At 74.4% G+C, this 16,380-nt stretch carries 12 protein-coding genes and 1 pseudogene; 11 read left to right on the top strand and 2 right to left on the bottom strand.

Annotated features, from left to right (window positions below):
• The 11 genes and pseudogenes from AC07DA_RS24545 to AC07DA_RS24495 all read left to right on the top strand — a co-directional run.
• Positions 1 to 414 (top strand): annotated as a pseudogene (locus AC07DA_RS24545) (hypothetical protein); the annotation flags it as partial.
• A complete protein-coding gene (locus AC07DA_RS24540) occupies positions 411 to 1,028 on the top strand; it encodes a TetR/AcrR family transcriptional regulator (RefSeq protein WP_479130352.1) in 618 nt (205 codons plus the stop codon). The pseudogene AC07DA_RS24545 and the gene AC07DA_RS24540, both read left to right, overlap by 4 nt.
• Positions 1,029 to 1,143: 115 nt before the next feature.
• The gene (locus AC07DA_RS24535) at positions 1,144 to 3,411 is read left to right on the top strand and encodes a molybdopterin oxidoreductase family protein (protein ID WP_479130351.1); all 2,268 of its coding nucleotides are present in this window, start codon (positions 1,144 to 1,146) and stop codon (positions 3,409 to 3,411) included.
• 135 nt (positions 3,412 to 3,546) lie between these two features.
• Positions 3,547 to 4,980 (top strand): CitMHS family transporter, encoded by a 1,434-nt coding sequence (locus AC07DA_RS24530; protein WP_479130349.1) that lies wholly within the window; start codon positions 3,547 to 3,549, stop codon positions 4,978 to 4,980.
• Between the two features lie 30 nt (positions 4,981 to 5,010).
• Positions 5,011 to 6,255 carry an MFS transporter gene (locus tag AC07DA_RS24525; RefSeq protein WP_479130348.1) on the top strand — a complete coding sequence of 415 codons (1,245 nt, stop codon included), beginning with the start codon at positions 5,011 to 5,013 and terminating at the stop codon, positions 6,253 to 6,255.
• 100 nt (positions 6,256 to 6,355) lie between these two features.
• A complete protein-coding gene (locus AC07DA_RS24520) occupies positions 6,356 to 6,943 on the top strand; it encodes a hypothetical protein (protein WP_479130347.1) in 588 nt (195 codons plus the stop codon).
• Between the two features lie 955 nt (positions 6,944 to 7,898).
• Positions 7,899 to 8,831, top strand: a complete 933-nt coding sequence (locus AC07DA_RS24515; RefSeq protein WP_479130346.1) for a class F sortase — start codon at positions 7,899 to 7,901, stop codon at positions 8,829 to 8,831.
• A gap of 199 nt (positions 8,832 to 9,030) precedes the next feature.
• A complete protein-coding gene (locus tag AC07DA_RS24510) occupies positions 9,031 to 10,374 on the top strand; it encodes an ABC transporter ATP-binding protein (RefSeq protein ID WP_479130345.1) in 1,344 nt (447 codons plus the stop codon).
• A gap of 189 nt (positions 10,375 to 10,563) precedes the next feature.
• The gene (locus tag AC07DA_RS24505) at positions 10,564 to 11,952 is read left to right on the top strand and encodes an aldehyde dehydrogenase family protein (RefSeq protein WP_479130344.1); all 1,389 of its coding nucleotides are present in this window, start codon (positions 10,564 to 10,566) and stop codon (positions 11,950 to 11,952) included.
• A 20-nt stretch (positions 11,953 to 11,972) separates the two neighbouring features.
• Positions 11,973 to 13,055, top strand: a complete 1,083-nt coding sequence (locus AC07DA_RS24500; RefSeq protein ID WP_479130342.1) for a Zn-dependent alcohol dehydrogenase — start codon at positions 11,973 to 11,975, stop codon at positions 13,053 to 13,055.
• Positions 13,056 to 13,250: 195 nt separating this feature from the next.
• On the top strand, positions 13,251 to 14,618 hold the full coding sequence (locus AC07DA_RS24495; RefSeq protein WP_479130341.1) for an MFS transporter: 1,368 nt from the start codon (positions 13,251 to 13,253) through the stop codon (positions 14,616 to 14,618).
• Here AC07DA_RS24495 and AC07DA_RS24490 read toward each other — a convergent pair.
• Together AC07DA_RS24490 and AC07DA_RS24485 are read right to left on the bottom strand one after the other, a co-directional pair.
• Positions 14,607 to 15,572 carry a DMT family transporter gene (locus AC07DA_RS24490; RefSeq protein WP_479130340.1) on the bottom strand — a complete coding sequence of 322 codons (966 nt, stop codon included), beginning with the start codon at positions 15,570 to 15,572 and terminating at the stop codon, positions 14,607 to 14,609. The genes AC07DA_RS24495 and AC07DA_RS24490 overlap by 12 nt on opposite strands.
• A gap of 66 nt (positions 15,573 to 15,638) precedes the next feature.
• A complete protein-coding gene (locus AC07DA_RS24485; protein ID WP_479130339.1) occupies positions 15,639 to 16,361 on the bottom strand; it encodes an ArsR/SmtB family transcription factor in 723 nt (240 codons plus the stop codon).
• Positions 16,362 to 16,380 lie beyond the last annotated feature (19 nt).

The raw sequence follows: 16,380 nt of genomic DNA, 5'->3' as shown, positions 1-16,380 counted from the left end.
GGCTCGGCCAATGCGGGCGCCGCGGGTGCCCGGGGCTCGGCCGGTGCGGATGCCGTTGCCGTCGAGGGCTCGGTCGGTGCGGACGTGGTTGCCGTCCAGGGCTCGGCCAATGCGGGCGCCGCGGGTGCCCGGGGCTCGGCCGGTGCGGATGCCGTTGCCGTCGAGGGCTCGGTCGGTGCGGACGTGGTTGCCGTCCGGGGGGCGGTCGGTTCGGGCGCGGTGGGTGCCCGGGGGTGGGCCGGGCCGGACGCGGTTGCCGTCCAGGGGATGGCAACCGCGGGCGCGGTGGACTCCGGGCAATCGGTCCCCGCCGACGCGGCCGAAGGCCGGCAGCCGGTGCGTGCCCGGGTGACGGATGCCGCACAGCCGGCCAGGGACCGAGGTTCACCGGACCGGCCCGGAAGGGCATCATGAAGCCCGTGCCCCACGCGACCTCGCTCCGTCGTGCGCCCGTACAGCGGCGCAGTGCCGAACGCCTGACCAGGATCCTCGACGCCTGTGCCGACCTCCTGGACGAGGTCGGCTACGACGCCCTGAGCACCCGCGCGGTCGCCGAGCGCGCAGGTGTCCCCATCGGCTCGGTCTACCGCTTTTTCGGCAACAAGCGGCAGATGGCCGACGCGCTGGCCCAGCGCAATCTGGAGCGCTACTCCGCGCGCGTCACCGAACGCCTGCGCGAGGCGGGCGGCGGGGGCTGGCGCGAGGCCATGGACGCCGTGCTCGACGAGTACCTGGAGATGAAGCGCTCCGCGCCCGGCTTCTCCCTCGTCGACTTCGGCAACCAGATCCCCGTCGGCGCCCGCCACGCCGAACCGAACCACCGCGTCGCCGACCGCCTCACCGGACTCCTCTCCGGCTACCTCGACCGCGAGCCGGACGAGGACCTGCGCCGGGTGTTCCTGATCGCCGTGGAGACCGCCGACACCCTCGTCCACCTGGCCTTCCGGGTCGCACCCGACGGAGATCCGAAGATCATCGACGAGGCCCGGGAGCTGCTCCGCTCCTACCTGGCCCGCGTACTCGACTGAACTCCCGCGCCCCGGGCGCGAACCGGGACCCGCCAAGGGCTCCCCTCCGTCCATACCGGTCGGTATGCTCGGCCGCGTCAGCACGTCACCGCAGCCGCCGCCTCCGGGAGGACCCGTGTCCCGCACCGCCCTGCGCATCTGTCCCCTGTGCGAGGCCACCTGCGGCCTGACCCTCACCGTCGAGGGCACGCGCGTCACCCACGCCCGCGGTGACCGCGACGACGTGTTCAGCAAGGGGTTCATCTGCCCCAAGGGCGCGTCCTTCGGCGCCGTCGACTCCGACCCGGACCGGCTGCGCACCCCCCTGGTGCGCGGGGACGGCGAACTGCGCGAGGCCACCTGGGAGGAGGCCTTCGACGCGGTCGCCGCCGGCGTCCGGCCGGTCGTCGAGCGGCACGGCCCGCACGCGGTCGGTGTCGTCCTCGGCAACCCCAACGTGCACACGATGGCCGGCGGCCTCTACCCGCCGGTCCTGCTCGCCGGGCTCGGCACCCGCAGCGTCTTCACCGCCTCCACGGTCGACCAGATGCCCAAGCACGTCTCCAGCGGCCTGCTCTACGGCGACGCCAACGCGATCCCCGTGCCCGACCTGGACCGCACCGACCACCTGCTCCTCATCGGCGCCAACCCGCTGGAGTCCAACGGCAGTCTGTGCACCGCCCCCGACTTCCCGGGCCGGCTCAAGGCGCTCAAGGCCCGGGGCGGCACCCTCGTCGTCATCGACCCGCGGCGCACCCGCACCGCGAAGCTCGCCGACCGGCACATCGCCGTACGGCCCGGCACCGACGCGCTGCTGCTCGCGGCCATGGCCCGGGTGCTCTTCGACGAGGATCTCGTCACGCCCACCCCGCACGTCCAGGGCGTCGAGGAACTCTCCGACGCCCTGCGGGACTTCACCCCCGAGGCCGTCGCCGGTGCCTGTGACGTCGAGGCCGGGCTCATCCGTGCCCTCGCCCGGGACCTCGCCGCCGCCCCCACGGCCGCCGTCTACGGCCGCATCGGCAGCTGCACCGTCCCGCACGGCACCCTCGCCAGCTGGCTCGTCGACGTACTGAACATCCTCACCGGCAACCTCGACCGCCCCGGCGGCGCCCTCTTCCCGCAGGCCGCCACCGACCGGACCCCGCGCCCCGCCGGACCCGGCCGCGGCTTCGCCCTGGGGCGCTGGCACTCCCGGGTCAGCCGGCACCCCGAGGCCAAGGGCGAACTGCCGCTGTCGGCCCTCGCGGAGGAGATCGACACGGCCACCGAGGACGGCGAGCCGGTCCGCGCGCTGATCGCGGTCGCCGCCAACCCCGTACTGTCCGCGCCCGACGGCGACCGGCTCGACAAGGCGCTCGCCTCGCTCGACTTCATGGTCAGCGTCGACCCGTACCTCAACGAGACCTCGCGCCACGCCCACGTGGTCCTGCCCCCGCCCCCGCCCGCCCAGAGCCCGCACCACGACTTCGCCTTCAACACCCTCGCCGTCCGCAACCAGGTCCGCTACACCCGCCCCGCCGTTCCGCTGGAGCCGGGCCGCATGGCCGAGACGGAGATCCTGGCCCGGCTGATCCTCGCCGTGACGGGCATGCACGGGACCGACCCGGGCGCCGTCGACCGCATGGTGGTCGACCAGACCCTCGGCAAGGCGGTCGAGGAGCCCCACTCGCCCGTGCACGGCCGCGATCCCCGCGAGCTGGCCGCCCTGCTCACCGGCGCCGACGGCCCCGAACGACGCCTGGACATGATGCTGCGTCTCGGCCCCTACGGCGACGGCTTCGGCGCGACACCGGACGGACTGAACCTGGAGAAGCTCCTCGCGCACCCGCACGGCATCGACCTGGGCCCGTTGTGGCCCCGCCTGCCGCAGCCGCTGAAGACCAGGAGCGGCCGGGTGGAGCTGCTGCCCGGCCCGATTGCCGCCGACCTGCCCCGGCTGCGCGCGGCCCTGGACGAACGGCCCGAGGGCTTCGTCCTGGTCGGCCGCCGGCACCTGCGCTCGAACAACAGCTGGATGCACAACGTGCCCGCCCTCACCGGCGGTTCGAACCGCTGCACCCTGCACCTCCACCCCGAGGACGCCGAGCGCCTCGGCATCGCGGACGGGACGCCGGTGCGGGTACGGGGCGCCGGGGGAGAGGTCACCGCGCCCGCCGAGCTCACCGACGCCATCCGGCGGGGCGTGGTCAGCCTCCCCCACGGCTGGGGCCACGACCGCCCGGGGACCCGCCTCGGCCATGCCTCGACCGACCCCGGCGTCAACGTCAACCAGCTCCTCGACGGCCGGCTGCTCGACCCGCTGTCGGGCAACGCGGTCCTCAACGGAGTACCCGTCGACATCGCCCCCGCGACGGCCCCGGGAGGCCCCGCGGTGACCGAAAAGCTCACGGCTCTGACCTGAGCAAAGCTGTGACCAGCAGTTTTGCGCTTATTGCTCGCACGTCAACGTCTTGTTAACGCTGCTTGACGGGACCTAACGTCTCGGACACCGCCGGCCCTGGTGGGATGTTCAAGGGCGAACGTTAGGTATCCACTCATGCTGACCATCCTCGGCTTCGCCATGATCGCGACCTTCCTGGTCCTGATCATGATGAAGAAGATGTCGCCGATCGCGGCGCTCGTGCTGATCCCCGCGCTGTTCTGCGTGTTCGTCGGCAAGGGCGCCCACCTCGGTGACTACGTCATCGACGGCGTGACCAGCCTCGCCCCCACCGCGGCGATGCTGATGTTCGCGATCGTCTACTTCGGCGTGATGATCGACGTCGGTCTCTTCGACCCGATCGTCCGCGGCATCCTCAAGTTCTGCAAAGCCGACCCGATGCGCATCGTCGTCGGCACCGCCGTGCTCGCCGCGATCGTGTCGCTGGACGGCGACGGCTCCACCACCTTCATGATCACCGTCTCGGCGATGTACCCGCTGTACAAGCGCCTGAAGATGAGCCTGGTCGTGATGACCGGTGTCGCCGCCATGGCCAACGGCGTGATGAACACCCTCCCCTGGGGCGGCCCGACCGCCCGCGCCGCGACCGCGCTCAAGCTCGACGCCAGCGACATCTTCGTCCCGATGATCCCGGCGCTCCTGGTCGGCCTGCTCTTCGTCTTCTGCCTCTCCTACGTCCTCGGTGTGCGCGAGCGCCGGCGGCTGGGCGTGCTGACGCTGGACGAGGTGCTGGAGGAGGAGAAGCAGTCCGAGACGGTCCTCGTGGGCGCCGGCGCCCATGGCGACGGCACGGTCTCCCTGCGCAAGACCGGCCCGGGCGGCACGGGCTCCGGCACGGACGCCCCCGAGGGCACCGGCGGCGCCGGGAACCCCGCCGAGGACGACGGATTCCAGGGACTCGACCCGAACCGCTCCACCCTGCGCCCCAAGCTCTACTGGTTCAACGCGCTGCTCACGGTCGTCCTGCTCACCGCCATGATCATGGAGTGGCTGCCGATCCCGGTGCTGTTCCTGCTCGGCGCCGCGCTCGCCCTCTCCGTGAACTTCCCGCACATCCCCGACCAGAAGGCCCGCATCGCCGCCCACGCCGACAACGTCCTGAACGTCTCCGGCATGGTCTTCGCCGCCGCCGTCTTCACCGGCGTCCTCCAGGGCACCGGCATGGTCGACCACATGGCCAAGTGGATGGTGGACGTCATCCCCGGCAGCATGGGGCCGCACATGGCCCTCGTCACCGGCATCCTGAGCCTGCCGCTGACGTACTTCATGTCCAACGACGGCTTCTACTTCGGTGTCCTGCCCGTCCTCGCCGAGGCCGGTGCCGCGCACGGCGTCTCCCCGCTGGAGATGGCCCGCGCCTCCCTGGTCGGCCAGCCGCTGCACATGTCCAGCCCGCTCGTGCCCGCCGTCTACGTCCTCGTCGGCATGGCCAAGGTCGAGTTCGGCGACCACACCAGGTTCGTCGTGAAGTGGGCCGCCCTCACCTGCCTGGTCATCCTCGCGGCGGGCATGCTCTTCGGCATCATCTGACCCCTCGTACGACACACCATGGAGGACACCGTGAGGCCCGGTGGGAACCGCGGCTGGCTGCTCCGCCTCGTCATCGCCTTCTCCTTCACGCAGGGGGCGGTGTCGATGGCCCGGCCCGCCGTCTCCTACCGGGCCCTCGCGCTGGGCGCGGACGAGCGGGCGGTCGGTGTGATCGCCGGTGTGTACGCGCTGCTGCCCCTGTTCGCGGCCGTACCCCTGGGCCGCCGCACCGACCACGGCCGCTGCGCGCCCCTGCTGCCCTTCGGGGTGGTGCTGATCGCCGGCGGCTGCGCCCTCAGCGGCGTGGCCGGCTCGCTGTGGACGATGGCGCTGTGGAGCGGGGTGATGGGCCTCGGCCACCTCTGTTTCGTCATCGGCTCGCAGTCCCTCGTCGCCCGCCAGTCCGCGCCGCACGAACAGGACCGCAACTTCGGCCACTTCACCATCGGCGCGGCCCTCGGGCAGCTGATCGGACCCGTCGCCGCGGGAGCGCTGATCGGCGGCGAGGACATGGCAGGCACCAGCGCGCTGGCCCTGCTCGCGGCGGGCGCGACGGCGGCGGTCTCGTTCACCTCGCTGTGGCGCGTCGAGCACCGCCGTACGCGGACCGCGTCCCGCGCGGACCGGGGCGGCCGGGTCCCCGTGCGGGGCATCCTGCGCACCAGGGGCGTGCCCGCCGGCATCTTCATCAGCCTCGCCGTGCTGTCCGCGACCGACATCCTCACCGCCTACCTCCCGGTGGTCGGCGAGCACCGGGGCATCGCGCCGCCGGTCATCGGCCTCCTGCTCAGCCTGCGCGCCGCGGCCACCATCGCCTGCCGGCTGGTCCTCACGCCCCTGCTGCGGCTGCTCGGCCGGACCCGGCTGCTCACGGTCACCTGTCTGCTGGCGGCCCTGCTGTGCGCGGGCATCGCCCTGCCGGTGCCGGTGTGGGCGCTCGGCCTGCTGCTGGTGCTCCTCGGCTTCTGCCTCGGCGTGGGGCAGCCGCTGTCGATGACCACGGTCGTCCAGGCCGCGCCGGAGGACGCGCGCTCCACGGCCCTCGCGCTGCGCCTGACCGGCAACCGGCTCGGGCAGGTCGCCGCGCCCGCCTCGGCCGGTCTGATCGCCGGGCTCGCGGGGGTGGCGGCGCCGTTCGTGATGCTCGGGGCCCTGCTGCTGGTCTCCGCCGGGGTGGCGCTGCGCTCGCGGGGGAGTGCGCCGCCCGAGGGGGCCGGGAGGGTGACGAGGGCCCGGCGACGGCGGGTGCCGCTGCGCCGTAAGAGCGATATCTGACGCGTCCCCGGGCGGTGCTGCACGCCTTTCGGCGGTGAGGTGACACAGAGTCAGGTGACGAGGAGTTCGTATGAAAATCGTCTGACTTGGAGGCATCTTCATGCCCGTCGTACCCCTCGCGCGCCGTGCCGGCACCCGTACCGCCGTCCTCGCCGCCCTCACCCTCGCAGGGACCACCCTGAGCGGTGTGCCCGCCGTCGCCGCTCCCATCCCGGGGGACAACGGAGACGTCAAGATCCACGCCACCACGACCCGGGCCGACGACCAGCGCAACGACCCGAAGGTCTGCGACTTCTACCTCGCCGCGTTCAACTTCGACCCGGGGGAGAAGGTCAACTGGACCATCCAGACCGAGCCCGAGGTCCCGGGCGGGGCCACCCGCACCGGGACGTTCAAGGCCGACGCGCAGGGCGCCGGCCGCACCAAGGCCGTGGACCTGCCCAACGGGCAGTACAAGCTCACGTGGCTGACCGACCAGGCGCACGGGGCGGGCAAGTTCAAGGTGTTCAAGGTCGACTGCCCGACCTCCAAGCCGACGACGCCGGTCGGCGGCCCGCCCGCGGGCGGTGGCGGCATCGCCCGCGGCGAGGCGTTCACGCCGGTCGCGGGAGCCGCAGCCGTCGGCCTCGCGGCCGTCGCGGGGACGGTCTGGTTCCGGCTCCGCCGCCGCCCCGATGGCGCCGCGTAGGACGCGTTCCGCGGATCGCCCCGCCCGGACCGGGCGGGGCGGGGGCGGGGCGGGTACGGGTGATGCCTGGGCCGTGTCCGATGCCGCCCCGGCCGGACGGCGCGGTGACACCGCCGGGTCCGGGTCCGGGGCGAAGGACCGACGTGGGGCCGGTTCTCGCGCCGTTCCGGCGGAGCGGCGGGGGACCGGGCCCGAGGGCGCCGGCGACCCGATGGGCCGGCGAGCGCCCGCCGCCGGACGCGCCGACGGCTCCAGGGCCGGGCGTGGGGCGGGGCCGAGGACCGTTCCGGGGACGGGAACCCGGCGTGGCGCCGCGTATGGGGAACTCGGGGACCCGGTGGCGCGACGTGGGTTCGAGGGCGGTGCCGGCCCGGCGTATCGGCGTGGGTTCGGGGCCGACGCTGGTTCTTCGGTTCGGTGGGTGCCCGGGGCCGGCGGTGCCGGTGGCTCGGCGGCTTCGCGTGGGGCCGGTGCCGGCTCGACGTATCGGCGTGGGTCCGGTGTCGAGGCCGGCGGCGGTGTCGTCGCGGCGGCCGGGCGTGGCGCGTGGACCGGGGCCGTCGCCGCGCCGGGCGCCCGACGCGGGGCCGGAGGCCGGTCCGCCGGCGAGCCGCCGTTCCGGCGTGTCGCGGGCTCGGGGCCGCGCGGCACCTCTGGTGTCCGGCGTGGGCCCGGTCACGGATCCGAGCCGGTGATCCGGCTGGGGGGCGGCGGGGCCGCCCCCGGGGGAGGAGCCGCGGCGCGGTCCTGGGACGGTTCGGCGGGGCGGCGTGGCGGTGGGTCCGGCGGGGCGTGGGGTCCGGGCGTACGCAGGCCCCGGCGCCGGAGGCGGGCCTACCGGCTGGCGCGCACGATCGTGCTGGCCGTCTCCCTCGTGGTGGGCTGTCTCTGCTGGGACCGGGGCGAAGAACCCAGTGACACCGTCACGGCCCTTCCCCAGGGGGCGACGGGGGTCGTGGCGACCCCGCCGGGCGGCACGGACGCCGCGGGCGTGACCGGCACCGGCACCGGCACCCTCGCCCAGCCCGGTCGCCGGCCCGGCGCCCCGCCCCGTCCCTCCCCGCCCGCCTCCCGCACCGCCACACCCGCCCCGACCGCACCCGGCCACCGCGCCACAGCCCCCCGCAAGCCCGGCCCCCACGCGCCCGCGCCCCGGAAACCGGCACCGCCCGAGTCCGCGCCCACCCGTGCGCCCTCGCGCGCTTCCGGCCCTGCCACCCGACGGCCCGGCACCGCGCCCGGCACCGGCGGTCACACGGCACGCGCCAAGCCGGTCACCCCCAGGGCTCCCGCGAGGCCTGCCGCCAAGCCGGTCACCCCGAAGGCTCCCGCGAGGCCTGCCGCCAAGCCGGTCACCCCCAGGGCTCCCGCGAGGCCGGTCGCCAAGCCGCCCGGCAAGCGTCACCCCGCCCGCGCCACCCTCCGCCCGCTGCCGCCCTCGCGCGCCACCCGCCTGCTCATCCCCTACCTCCGACTCGACGCCCCGGTCATGCAACTGGGCCTCGACCGCGAGCACCGCCTCACCGCGCCCCCGGAGGACGACCCGAAGCTGGTCGGCTGGTACGAGCAGGGCGCCTCGCCGGGGGAGCAGGGCACCGCCGTGGCCGTCGGGCACCTGGACACGGACAGCGGGCCCGCCGTCTTCGCGGGTCTGACCGAGCTGAAGCGCGGCCGGATCGTCAAGGCCCGCCGCGCCGACGGACGGACCGCCGTCTACACCGTGGACAGAGTCAAGTCGTACGAGAAGGCGGGCTTCCCGAGCCAGGAGGTGTACGGCGCCCGGGGCCGCCCCGAGCTGCGCCTGATCACCTGCGGCGGCACGTACGACCGCAGGAAGGGCTACTCCGGGAACGTCGTGGTCTTCGCCCACCTCACCGGCATCCGCTGACGGCCGCTCACGGGCGACGCCCCGGCCGAACCGGGGCTTCCGCCTTCTCGCCAGTCGGGACGCGCCCTCCGATCGCGTTCCGTGTCTTCCCCCAGCCGGGCACATTCCGTTAACTTCCGTGACCCACAGCCCCGTACGACCCGCACGGGGCTTCCGACCGCGGAGCACCAGCGCCCTGAAGACCCCTCGGGGGCACCTCATGACACGCGCCATCTCCCTGCACCACGTGAGCAAGGCCTACACGCGAGGCGTCCGCGTGGTGGACCGGCTCTCACTGGACATCGCACCCGGCGAGTTCCTCGTCCTGCTCGGTCCGTCCGGCTGCGGCAAGTCGACCGTGCTCAGGATGATCGCCGGGCTGGAGGAGATCGACGAGGGCGAGCTGCTGCTGGACGGCGAGTACGCCAACGACCTGCCGCCGTCCGGCCGGGACATGGCGATGGTCTTCCAGAACTTCGCCCTCTACCCGAACATGACCAGCCGGGACAACATCGGTTTCCCGCTGCGCATCGAGGCCCCGGGCGCGGACCCCTCCCCGCGCGTGGACGCCACCGCCCGCATGCTGGGCATCGAGGACCTCCTCGACCGCCTGCCCGGCCAGCTCTCCGGCGGCGAACGCCAGCGGGTGGCGATGGGGCGCGCCATCGCCCGCCACCCGTCGGCCTTCCTCATGGACGAGCCGCTGTCCAACCTGGACGCCAAGCTCCGCACCCATCTGCGCGCCGAGATCTCCCAGCTGACCAAGGAGCTGGGCGTCACCACCCTCTACGTCACCCACGACCAGGCCGAGGCCATGTCCCTGGGCGACCGGGTCGCGGTGCTGCGCGGCGGCGTGCTCCAGCAGGTCGACAACCCGCGGGCCGTCTACGCGCTGCCCAGCAACGTCTTCGTCGCCGCCTTCATCGGCACCCCGCGCATCAACCTGCTGCGCGGCCTGGTCCGCGCCCCGCTCGACGGGGCGATGACCATCAGCCTGGGCAAGCAGTTCCTGCGCCTGCCCGAGCCGCTGTCCCTCGACCACCAGCTGCTGCGGGTCCAGCAGGGCCGTGAGGTCATCGTGGGCCTGCGCTCGGAGGCCGTCCGCATCGCCAGGCACAGCGCGGCCCGCCCCGGCGAGGTGCCGATCACCGGCCTGGTGGAGCACGTGGAGTTCCAGGGGCACGAGATCCTCGTCCACTTCAACACCGGCTCCAGCCCCGCCGTCGTCCCCGACCTGGAGGCCCCGCGCCCGCGCCCCGGCCGCCCCGCCCGGCGCCGCCGCCGCGAGGGCTCGGTGCTGACCCGGCTGCGGGAGCGGACCGCGGCGGCCGGCCGGGCCGGGCCCGTGGTGGCCCTGGAACAGCCCGGTGACGCCGAGCCCCGGCCCGCGCCCGCCGAACCCCGACTGCCCGGAGATCTCATCGTCCGCACCACCCCCGACCTGGCCCTCCGCCACGGCATGCAGGTACCGCTCCTGGTCGACCTGGCCCACCTGTTCGTCTTCGACCAGCACGGCGACCGCATCTGCCCGAGCCCGGCCCACCTTCCCGACCTGGAGGAGTGAGCGACGGGGCGCGGGTGGCGCGCGGTGAGCGGCGCGGAGTGAGCAGCCGCACACCCGGAGGGAACCGCGGCCGTGCTGTGATGAGCCGTGACCGGGTGACCCCGGCACCCCGGGACGTCTGGCGCCGGAAAACTATCGCCGCTAGTTTATGTGCCCGGACGACGACGCCCCCGCCCCGGAGGAAGCGCGATGAAGGCACACGACGGCATGTACATCCAGGGCGCCTGGCGCCCCGCCGCCGGCCAGGACGTGATCGAGGTCGTGAACCCGGTCGACGAGCAGGTCATCGGCACCGTCCCGGCGGGTACCGCCGAGGACGTCGACGCCGCCGTGCGGGCCGCCCGCGGCGCCCTGCCCGGCTGGGCCGCGACCCCGCCCGCCGAGCGTGCCGCCCGCCTCTCCGCCCTGCGGGACGTCCTCGCGGCCCGGGCCGACGAGATCGCCGGGACGGTGACCGCCGAACTCGGCTCGCCCCTGAAGTTCTCGCAGGCCGTCCACGCGGCCGTGCCGGTCGCGGTCGCGGGCTCCTACGCCGAGCTGGCGGCGACGTACGCCTTCGAGGAGAAGGTCGGCACCTCGGTCGTGCACCACGAGCCGATCGGGGTCGTGGCCGCTATCACCCCCTGGAACTACCCGCTGCACCAGATCGTCGCCAAGGTCGCCCCGGCCCTCGCGGCGGGCTGCACGGTCGTGGTGAAGCCGGCCGAGGACACCCCGCTGGTGGCGCGGCTGTTCGCCGACGCGGTGCACGAGGCCGGGGTGCCGGCGGGCGTCGTCAACCTGGTCACGGGCCTCGGCCCGGTCGCCGGCCAGGCCCTCGCCGAGCACCCCGGCGTGGACCTGGTGTCCTTCACCGGTTCCACCGCCGTCGGCCGCCGGATCGCGGCGATCGCCGCCGGGCAGGTCAAGAAGGTCGCCCTCGAACTCGGCGGCAAGTCCGCCAACGTCATCCTGCCGACCGCCGACCTGGCCAGGGCCGTCAACGTCGGCGTCGCCAACGTCATGTCCAACTCCGGCCAGACGTGCAGCGCCTGGACCCGGATGCTCGTCCACCGCGACCAGTACGACGAGGCGGTCGAGCTCGCCGCCACGGCCGCCGCCAAGTACGGCGAGCGCATCGGCCCGGTCGTCAACGCCCGGCAGCGCGACCGGGTGCGCGGCTACATCGAGAAGGGCGTCGCCGAGGGCGCCCGCCTGGTCGCCGGAGGCCCGGAAGCCCCGCGCGCGAGGGGCTACTTCGTCAGCCCGACCGTCTTCGCCGACGTCACCGAGGACATGGCCATCGCGCAGGAGGAGATCTTCGGCCCGGTCCTGTCGATCCTCCGCTACGAGGACGAGGAGGACGCCCTGCGGATCGCCAACGGCACGGTCTACGGCCTGGCCGGTGCCGTCTGGGCCGGGGACGAGGCCGAGGCCGTGGCCTTCGCCCGCCGGATGGAGACCGGCCAGGTCGACATCAACGGCGGCCGCTTCAACCCCCTCGCCCCCTTCGGCGGTTACAAGCAGTCCGGCGTCGGCCGCGAGCTCGGCGTGCACGGCCTGGCCGAGTACCTCCAGACCAAGTCCCTCCAGTTCTAGTCAGGGGAGTCCCTTCCGCCATGGCCGTCCGCGCCGCCGTCCTGCCCGCCATCGGTTCCCCGCTGGAGATCACCGGCATCGAGCTGCCCGATCCCGGACCCGGACGGGTCCACGTCCGGCTCGCCGCCGCCGGGGTCTGCCACTCCGACCTGTCCCTGTCCAACGGCACCATGCGCCTGCCCGTCCCGGCCGTCCTCGGCCACGAGGGCGCCGGCACGGTCGTCGCCGTCGGCGAGGGCGTCACGCACGTCGCGCCCGGCGACGGGGTCGTCCTCAACTGGGCCCCGTCCTGCGGCGTCTGCCACGCCTGCTCACTCGGGGAGGTGTGGCTGTGCGCCGACGCCCTGAGCGGTGCCGCGGCCGTCCACGCCCGCACCACCGAGGGCACCGACCTCCACCCCGGCCTGAACGTCGCCGCGTTCGCCGAGGAGACGGTCGTCCCCGCGTCCTGCGTGCTGCCCGCACCCGACGGTGTCCCGCTCACCGACGCGGCCCTGCTGGGCTGCGCTGTCCTCACCGGCTACGGCGCCGTCCACCACTCGGCCCGCGTCCGGCAGGGCGAGACGGTCGCCGTCTTCGGCGTCGGGGGAGTGGGACTCGCCGCGCTCCAGGCCGCCCGGATCGCCGGCGCCTCGAAGATCGTCGCGGTGGACGTCTCCCCGGCGAAGGAGGAACTGGCCCGCACGGCCGGTGCCACCGACTACCTCGTCGCCTCCGACACCACCGCCCGCGAGATCCGCGGCCTGACCGGCAGGCAGGGCGTCGACGTGGCCGTCGAGTGCGCCGGACGCGCCGTCACCATCCGCACGGCCTGGGACTCCACCCGGCGCGGCGGCCGCACCACGGTTGTCGGCATCGGCGGCAAGGACCAGCAGGTCACCTTCAACGCCCTGGAGATCTTCCACTGGGGCCGCACCCTGACCGGCTGCGTCTACGGCAACTCCGATCCGGCCCGCGACCTGCCGGTCCTGGCCGACCACGTCCGGGCGGGCCGCCTGGACCTGACCGCCCTGGTCACGGAACGCATCTCGCTGGACGGCATCCCGGCGGCCTTCGAGAACATGCTGGCGGGCAAGGGCGGCCGGGCCCTGGTCGTCTTCTAGCCCGTTCCGCCGCGACACACCCCGGTCTCCCGCCGAGGCCGGGGCCTTCGCCGTGTCCGCAGCCCACTGAGTGCCACGTACAGGCGGAAAGTCCTGGTGCGCGACCCGTTGACGTCCATACCGTCCGGTCAGTACGTTCCCCGGAACCCGAGCCACCCCCCGTTCCGTCCCCGCACACCCCGGAGCGCGCACCGCATGGACACGGCACCTTCCGCCCAGCCCGCCCCCACCCCGCCCGCCGCCGGCAACCGCCGCCGGGTCGCCACCGCCGCCGCCCTCGCCTCGGCCGTCGAGTGGTACGACTACTTCGTCTTCGGCATCGCCGCCGCCCTCGTCCTGGGCGACCTGTACTTCCCCGCGGGCAGCCCCACCGCGGGCGTCCTCGCGTCGTTCGCCACCTTCGCCGTCGGCTTCCTCGCCCGCCCCCTCGGCGGCATCGTCGCCGGGCACCTCGGCGACCGGCGCGGCCGCAAGCCCATGCTGGTCCTCGCCCTCACGCTCATGGGCGTCGCCACCACCGGCATCGGCCTGCTTCCCACGTACGACACCATCGGCGTCGCCGCGCCGATCCTGCTCGTGCTGCTCCGCGTCGCCCAGGGCGTCGCCGTCGGTGCGCAGTGGGGCGGCGCGATGCTCCTGGCCACCGAGTACGCCCCGGAGGGCAAGCGCGGCGTCTACGGCAGCGTCGTCCAGCTCGGCGTCCCCATCGGCGTGGTCACCGCCAACACCGTCTTCCTGCTGGCCGGCGCCCTCACCTCCGACCCGGCGTTCACCGCCTGGGGCTGGCGGGTGCCGTTCCTGGTCGGCCTGCTGGTGCTCGGCCTCGCCTGGTACATCCACACCCGCGTCGAGGAGACCCCGGCGTTCCGCGAGGCGGAGCGGGCGCTCGCCCAGAAGGAGAAGTCCGAGCAGGGCTCCCCGCTGCGCACCATCCTGCGCGACCACCTCGGCACGGTGCTCCTGGCCGGTGGTTCCTTCGCCGTGAACACCGCGACCTTCTACATCCTCATCACGGGCGTCCTCGACTACACCACCCGCGAACTGGACATGGACAAGGGCCCGGTCCTGCTGGTCTCGCTCTGCGTCAGCCTGACCCAGCTCGTGCTGATCCCGGCCGCCGCCGCCCTCTCCGACTGGGTTGGCCGCATCCGGATCTACGCCCTCGGCGCGGCCGGCATCGCCCTGTGGGCCGTACCGCTCTTCCTGCTGATCGACACCGGCTCGCTGCTGTGGCTCGCGGTCGGCACGTTCGTCGCCAGCTGCTTCCTGAGCATCATGTACGGCCCCCAGGCGGCGCTGTTCGCCGAGCTGTTCACGCCCGAGATGCGCTACACCGGCGCCTCCCTCGGCTACCAGATCGCGGCCGTCGCGGGCGGCGGGCTCGCCCCCTTCGTGATGGTGCTGCTGCTGGAGGCGACCGGCACCTCGATGGCCGTCTCCGGTTACATCATCGGGCTCTCGGTGATCGCCCTGCTGTCGATCAGGGTCCTCGCGCGCCGGGCGCGTGCGGCGGAGAGGGAGCCCGCGCCGGAGGCCCGCGCGGAGGCCGGGTCAGCGAGCTGAGCCGGGCGCCTGCTCGGGCCGGTGGTCCGGAACCGCTCCCGGAACACCGGCCCGGGCCGCCGCCCGCGAGCGCGACCGGGACACCGCCACGCCCGCCAGGCACAGCGCCCCGCCGGCCAGCGTGAGCAGCCCCGGCACCTCGCCGAGGAGCAGCCAGGACATCAGCACCACCAGCGCGGGCGCCGCGTAGGTCGTCGCGCCCATCCGGCTCGCGGTCGTCCGGGACAGTGCGTACGCCCACGTGGTGAAGGCGAGGGCGGTCGGGAAGACGCCCAGGTAGACCATGTTGAGCGTGGCGGAGGCGGGCGCCTTCGCGGCCTCCTGGAGAAGCTGCCCCGCGAACGGCAGGCACACCACCGCGCCGACCAGGCAGCCGAACGTCGTCACCTGCAGCGGACTCGCCGAGCCCAGCGCCGGCTTCTGCGCCACGACGCCCCCGGCGTACGCGACCGCCGCCAGCAGGCACAGCGCCACCCCGAGCACCGAGGAACCGCCCTCGCCGGACATCGAAAGCCCCACGGTCACCGCACCGGCGAACGACACCGCCATCCCGGCCAGCAGCCGCGGCGGCATCGGGTCGCCGAGCAGCCGCGATCCGAGCAGCGCGATCAGGATCGGCCCGGTGTTGACCACCAGGGCGGCCGTGCCCGCGTCCACCTGCTGCTCGCCCCAGTTCAGGGCGACCATGTAGAAGCCGAACCACAGCACGCCCGAGATCGCGATGCCGCGCCAGGCCGGGCGCGGCGGCCACGTCTCCCGCCGCACCAGGCAGATCACCCCCAGCGTCAGGGCGCCCGCCAGCAGCCGCCCCAGCGCCAGCGCACCCGGCGAGTAGGCGTCGCCCGCGCTGCGGATCGAGACGAAGGCGGAGGCCCACAGCACGACGGTGACCGCGGCCGCGGCGGCGGCCAGCACCTCGGCGCGACGGGTGGACGCGGTGGGCGGGTTGCTCATCATGCTCCTTGAGGCTAGGGGGACGAAAGGCCGGAAGCTCGCGGATTTCGGACGGGGCACCGGCGGCTAGCGCAGGGCGGCGGCCTCGATGCCCAGCAGGCCGGACAGGGCCCGCTCACCGGCCGCCGTCACCCTCACCGCCCGCTCCGAGCCGACGCGCACGCACCACCCGGTCTCCAGGGCGTGCCGGCACAGGGCCGCGCCCGCCACGCCCGCGAGATGCGGCCGGCGTTCGGTCCAGTCCAGACAGGCCCGGGCCAGGGGCCGCCGCCCCCGCCGGTCGAGGCCGATCCCGGCCGCCTCGAACCAGGCGAGCCCGGTGCCGGTGAGCGCGAACCCGGTCTCCTGCACGAGCAGGCCCCGGGCCGTCAGCGCGTCGGTGACCGCGATGCCGAGCCGCCCGGCGAGGTGGTCGTAGCAGGTGCGGCCCCGGGCCATCGCCGAACCGGCGCTCGACTCCCGCAGGTTCCGCGGCCGCACCGGCCGGTCCGGCGCGACCTGGGCGGCCAGGTCCTCGACCAGGTGCGCGACCCGCGCGTCGGCCAGCCGCACGTACCGGTGCCGGCCCTGCCGCTCCTCGGCGAGCAGTCCGCCCGCGACGAGCCTGCCCAGGTGCTCGCTCAGCGTGGACGCGGCGACCCCCGCGTGCCGCGCCAGCTCGCCCGCCGTCCACGCCCGCCCGTCGAGCAGCGCGAGCAGGCACACGGCCCGGGTCTCGTCGGCGATCAGCGCGGCGAGCCGGGCCAGCGCCGTGGCCCGCGGGTCCCTCGTCGTCATGCCCCCCAGCATGGGACACGGACCCTTCGGC

The organism is Streptomyces sp. NPDC044921 (genome assembly GCF_056432865.1).
This window is presented reverse-complemented; position numbering and strand designations above follow the sequence as displayed.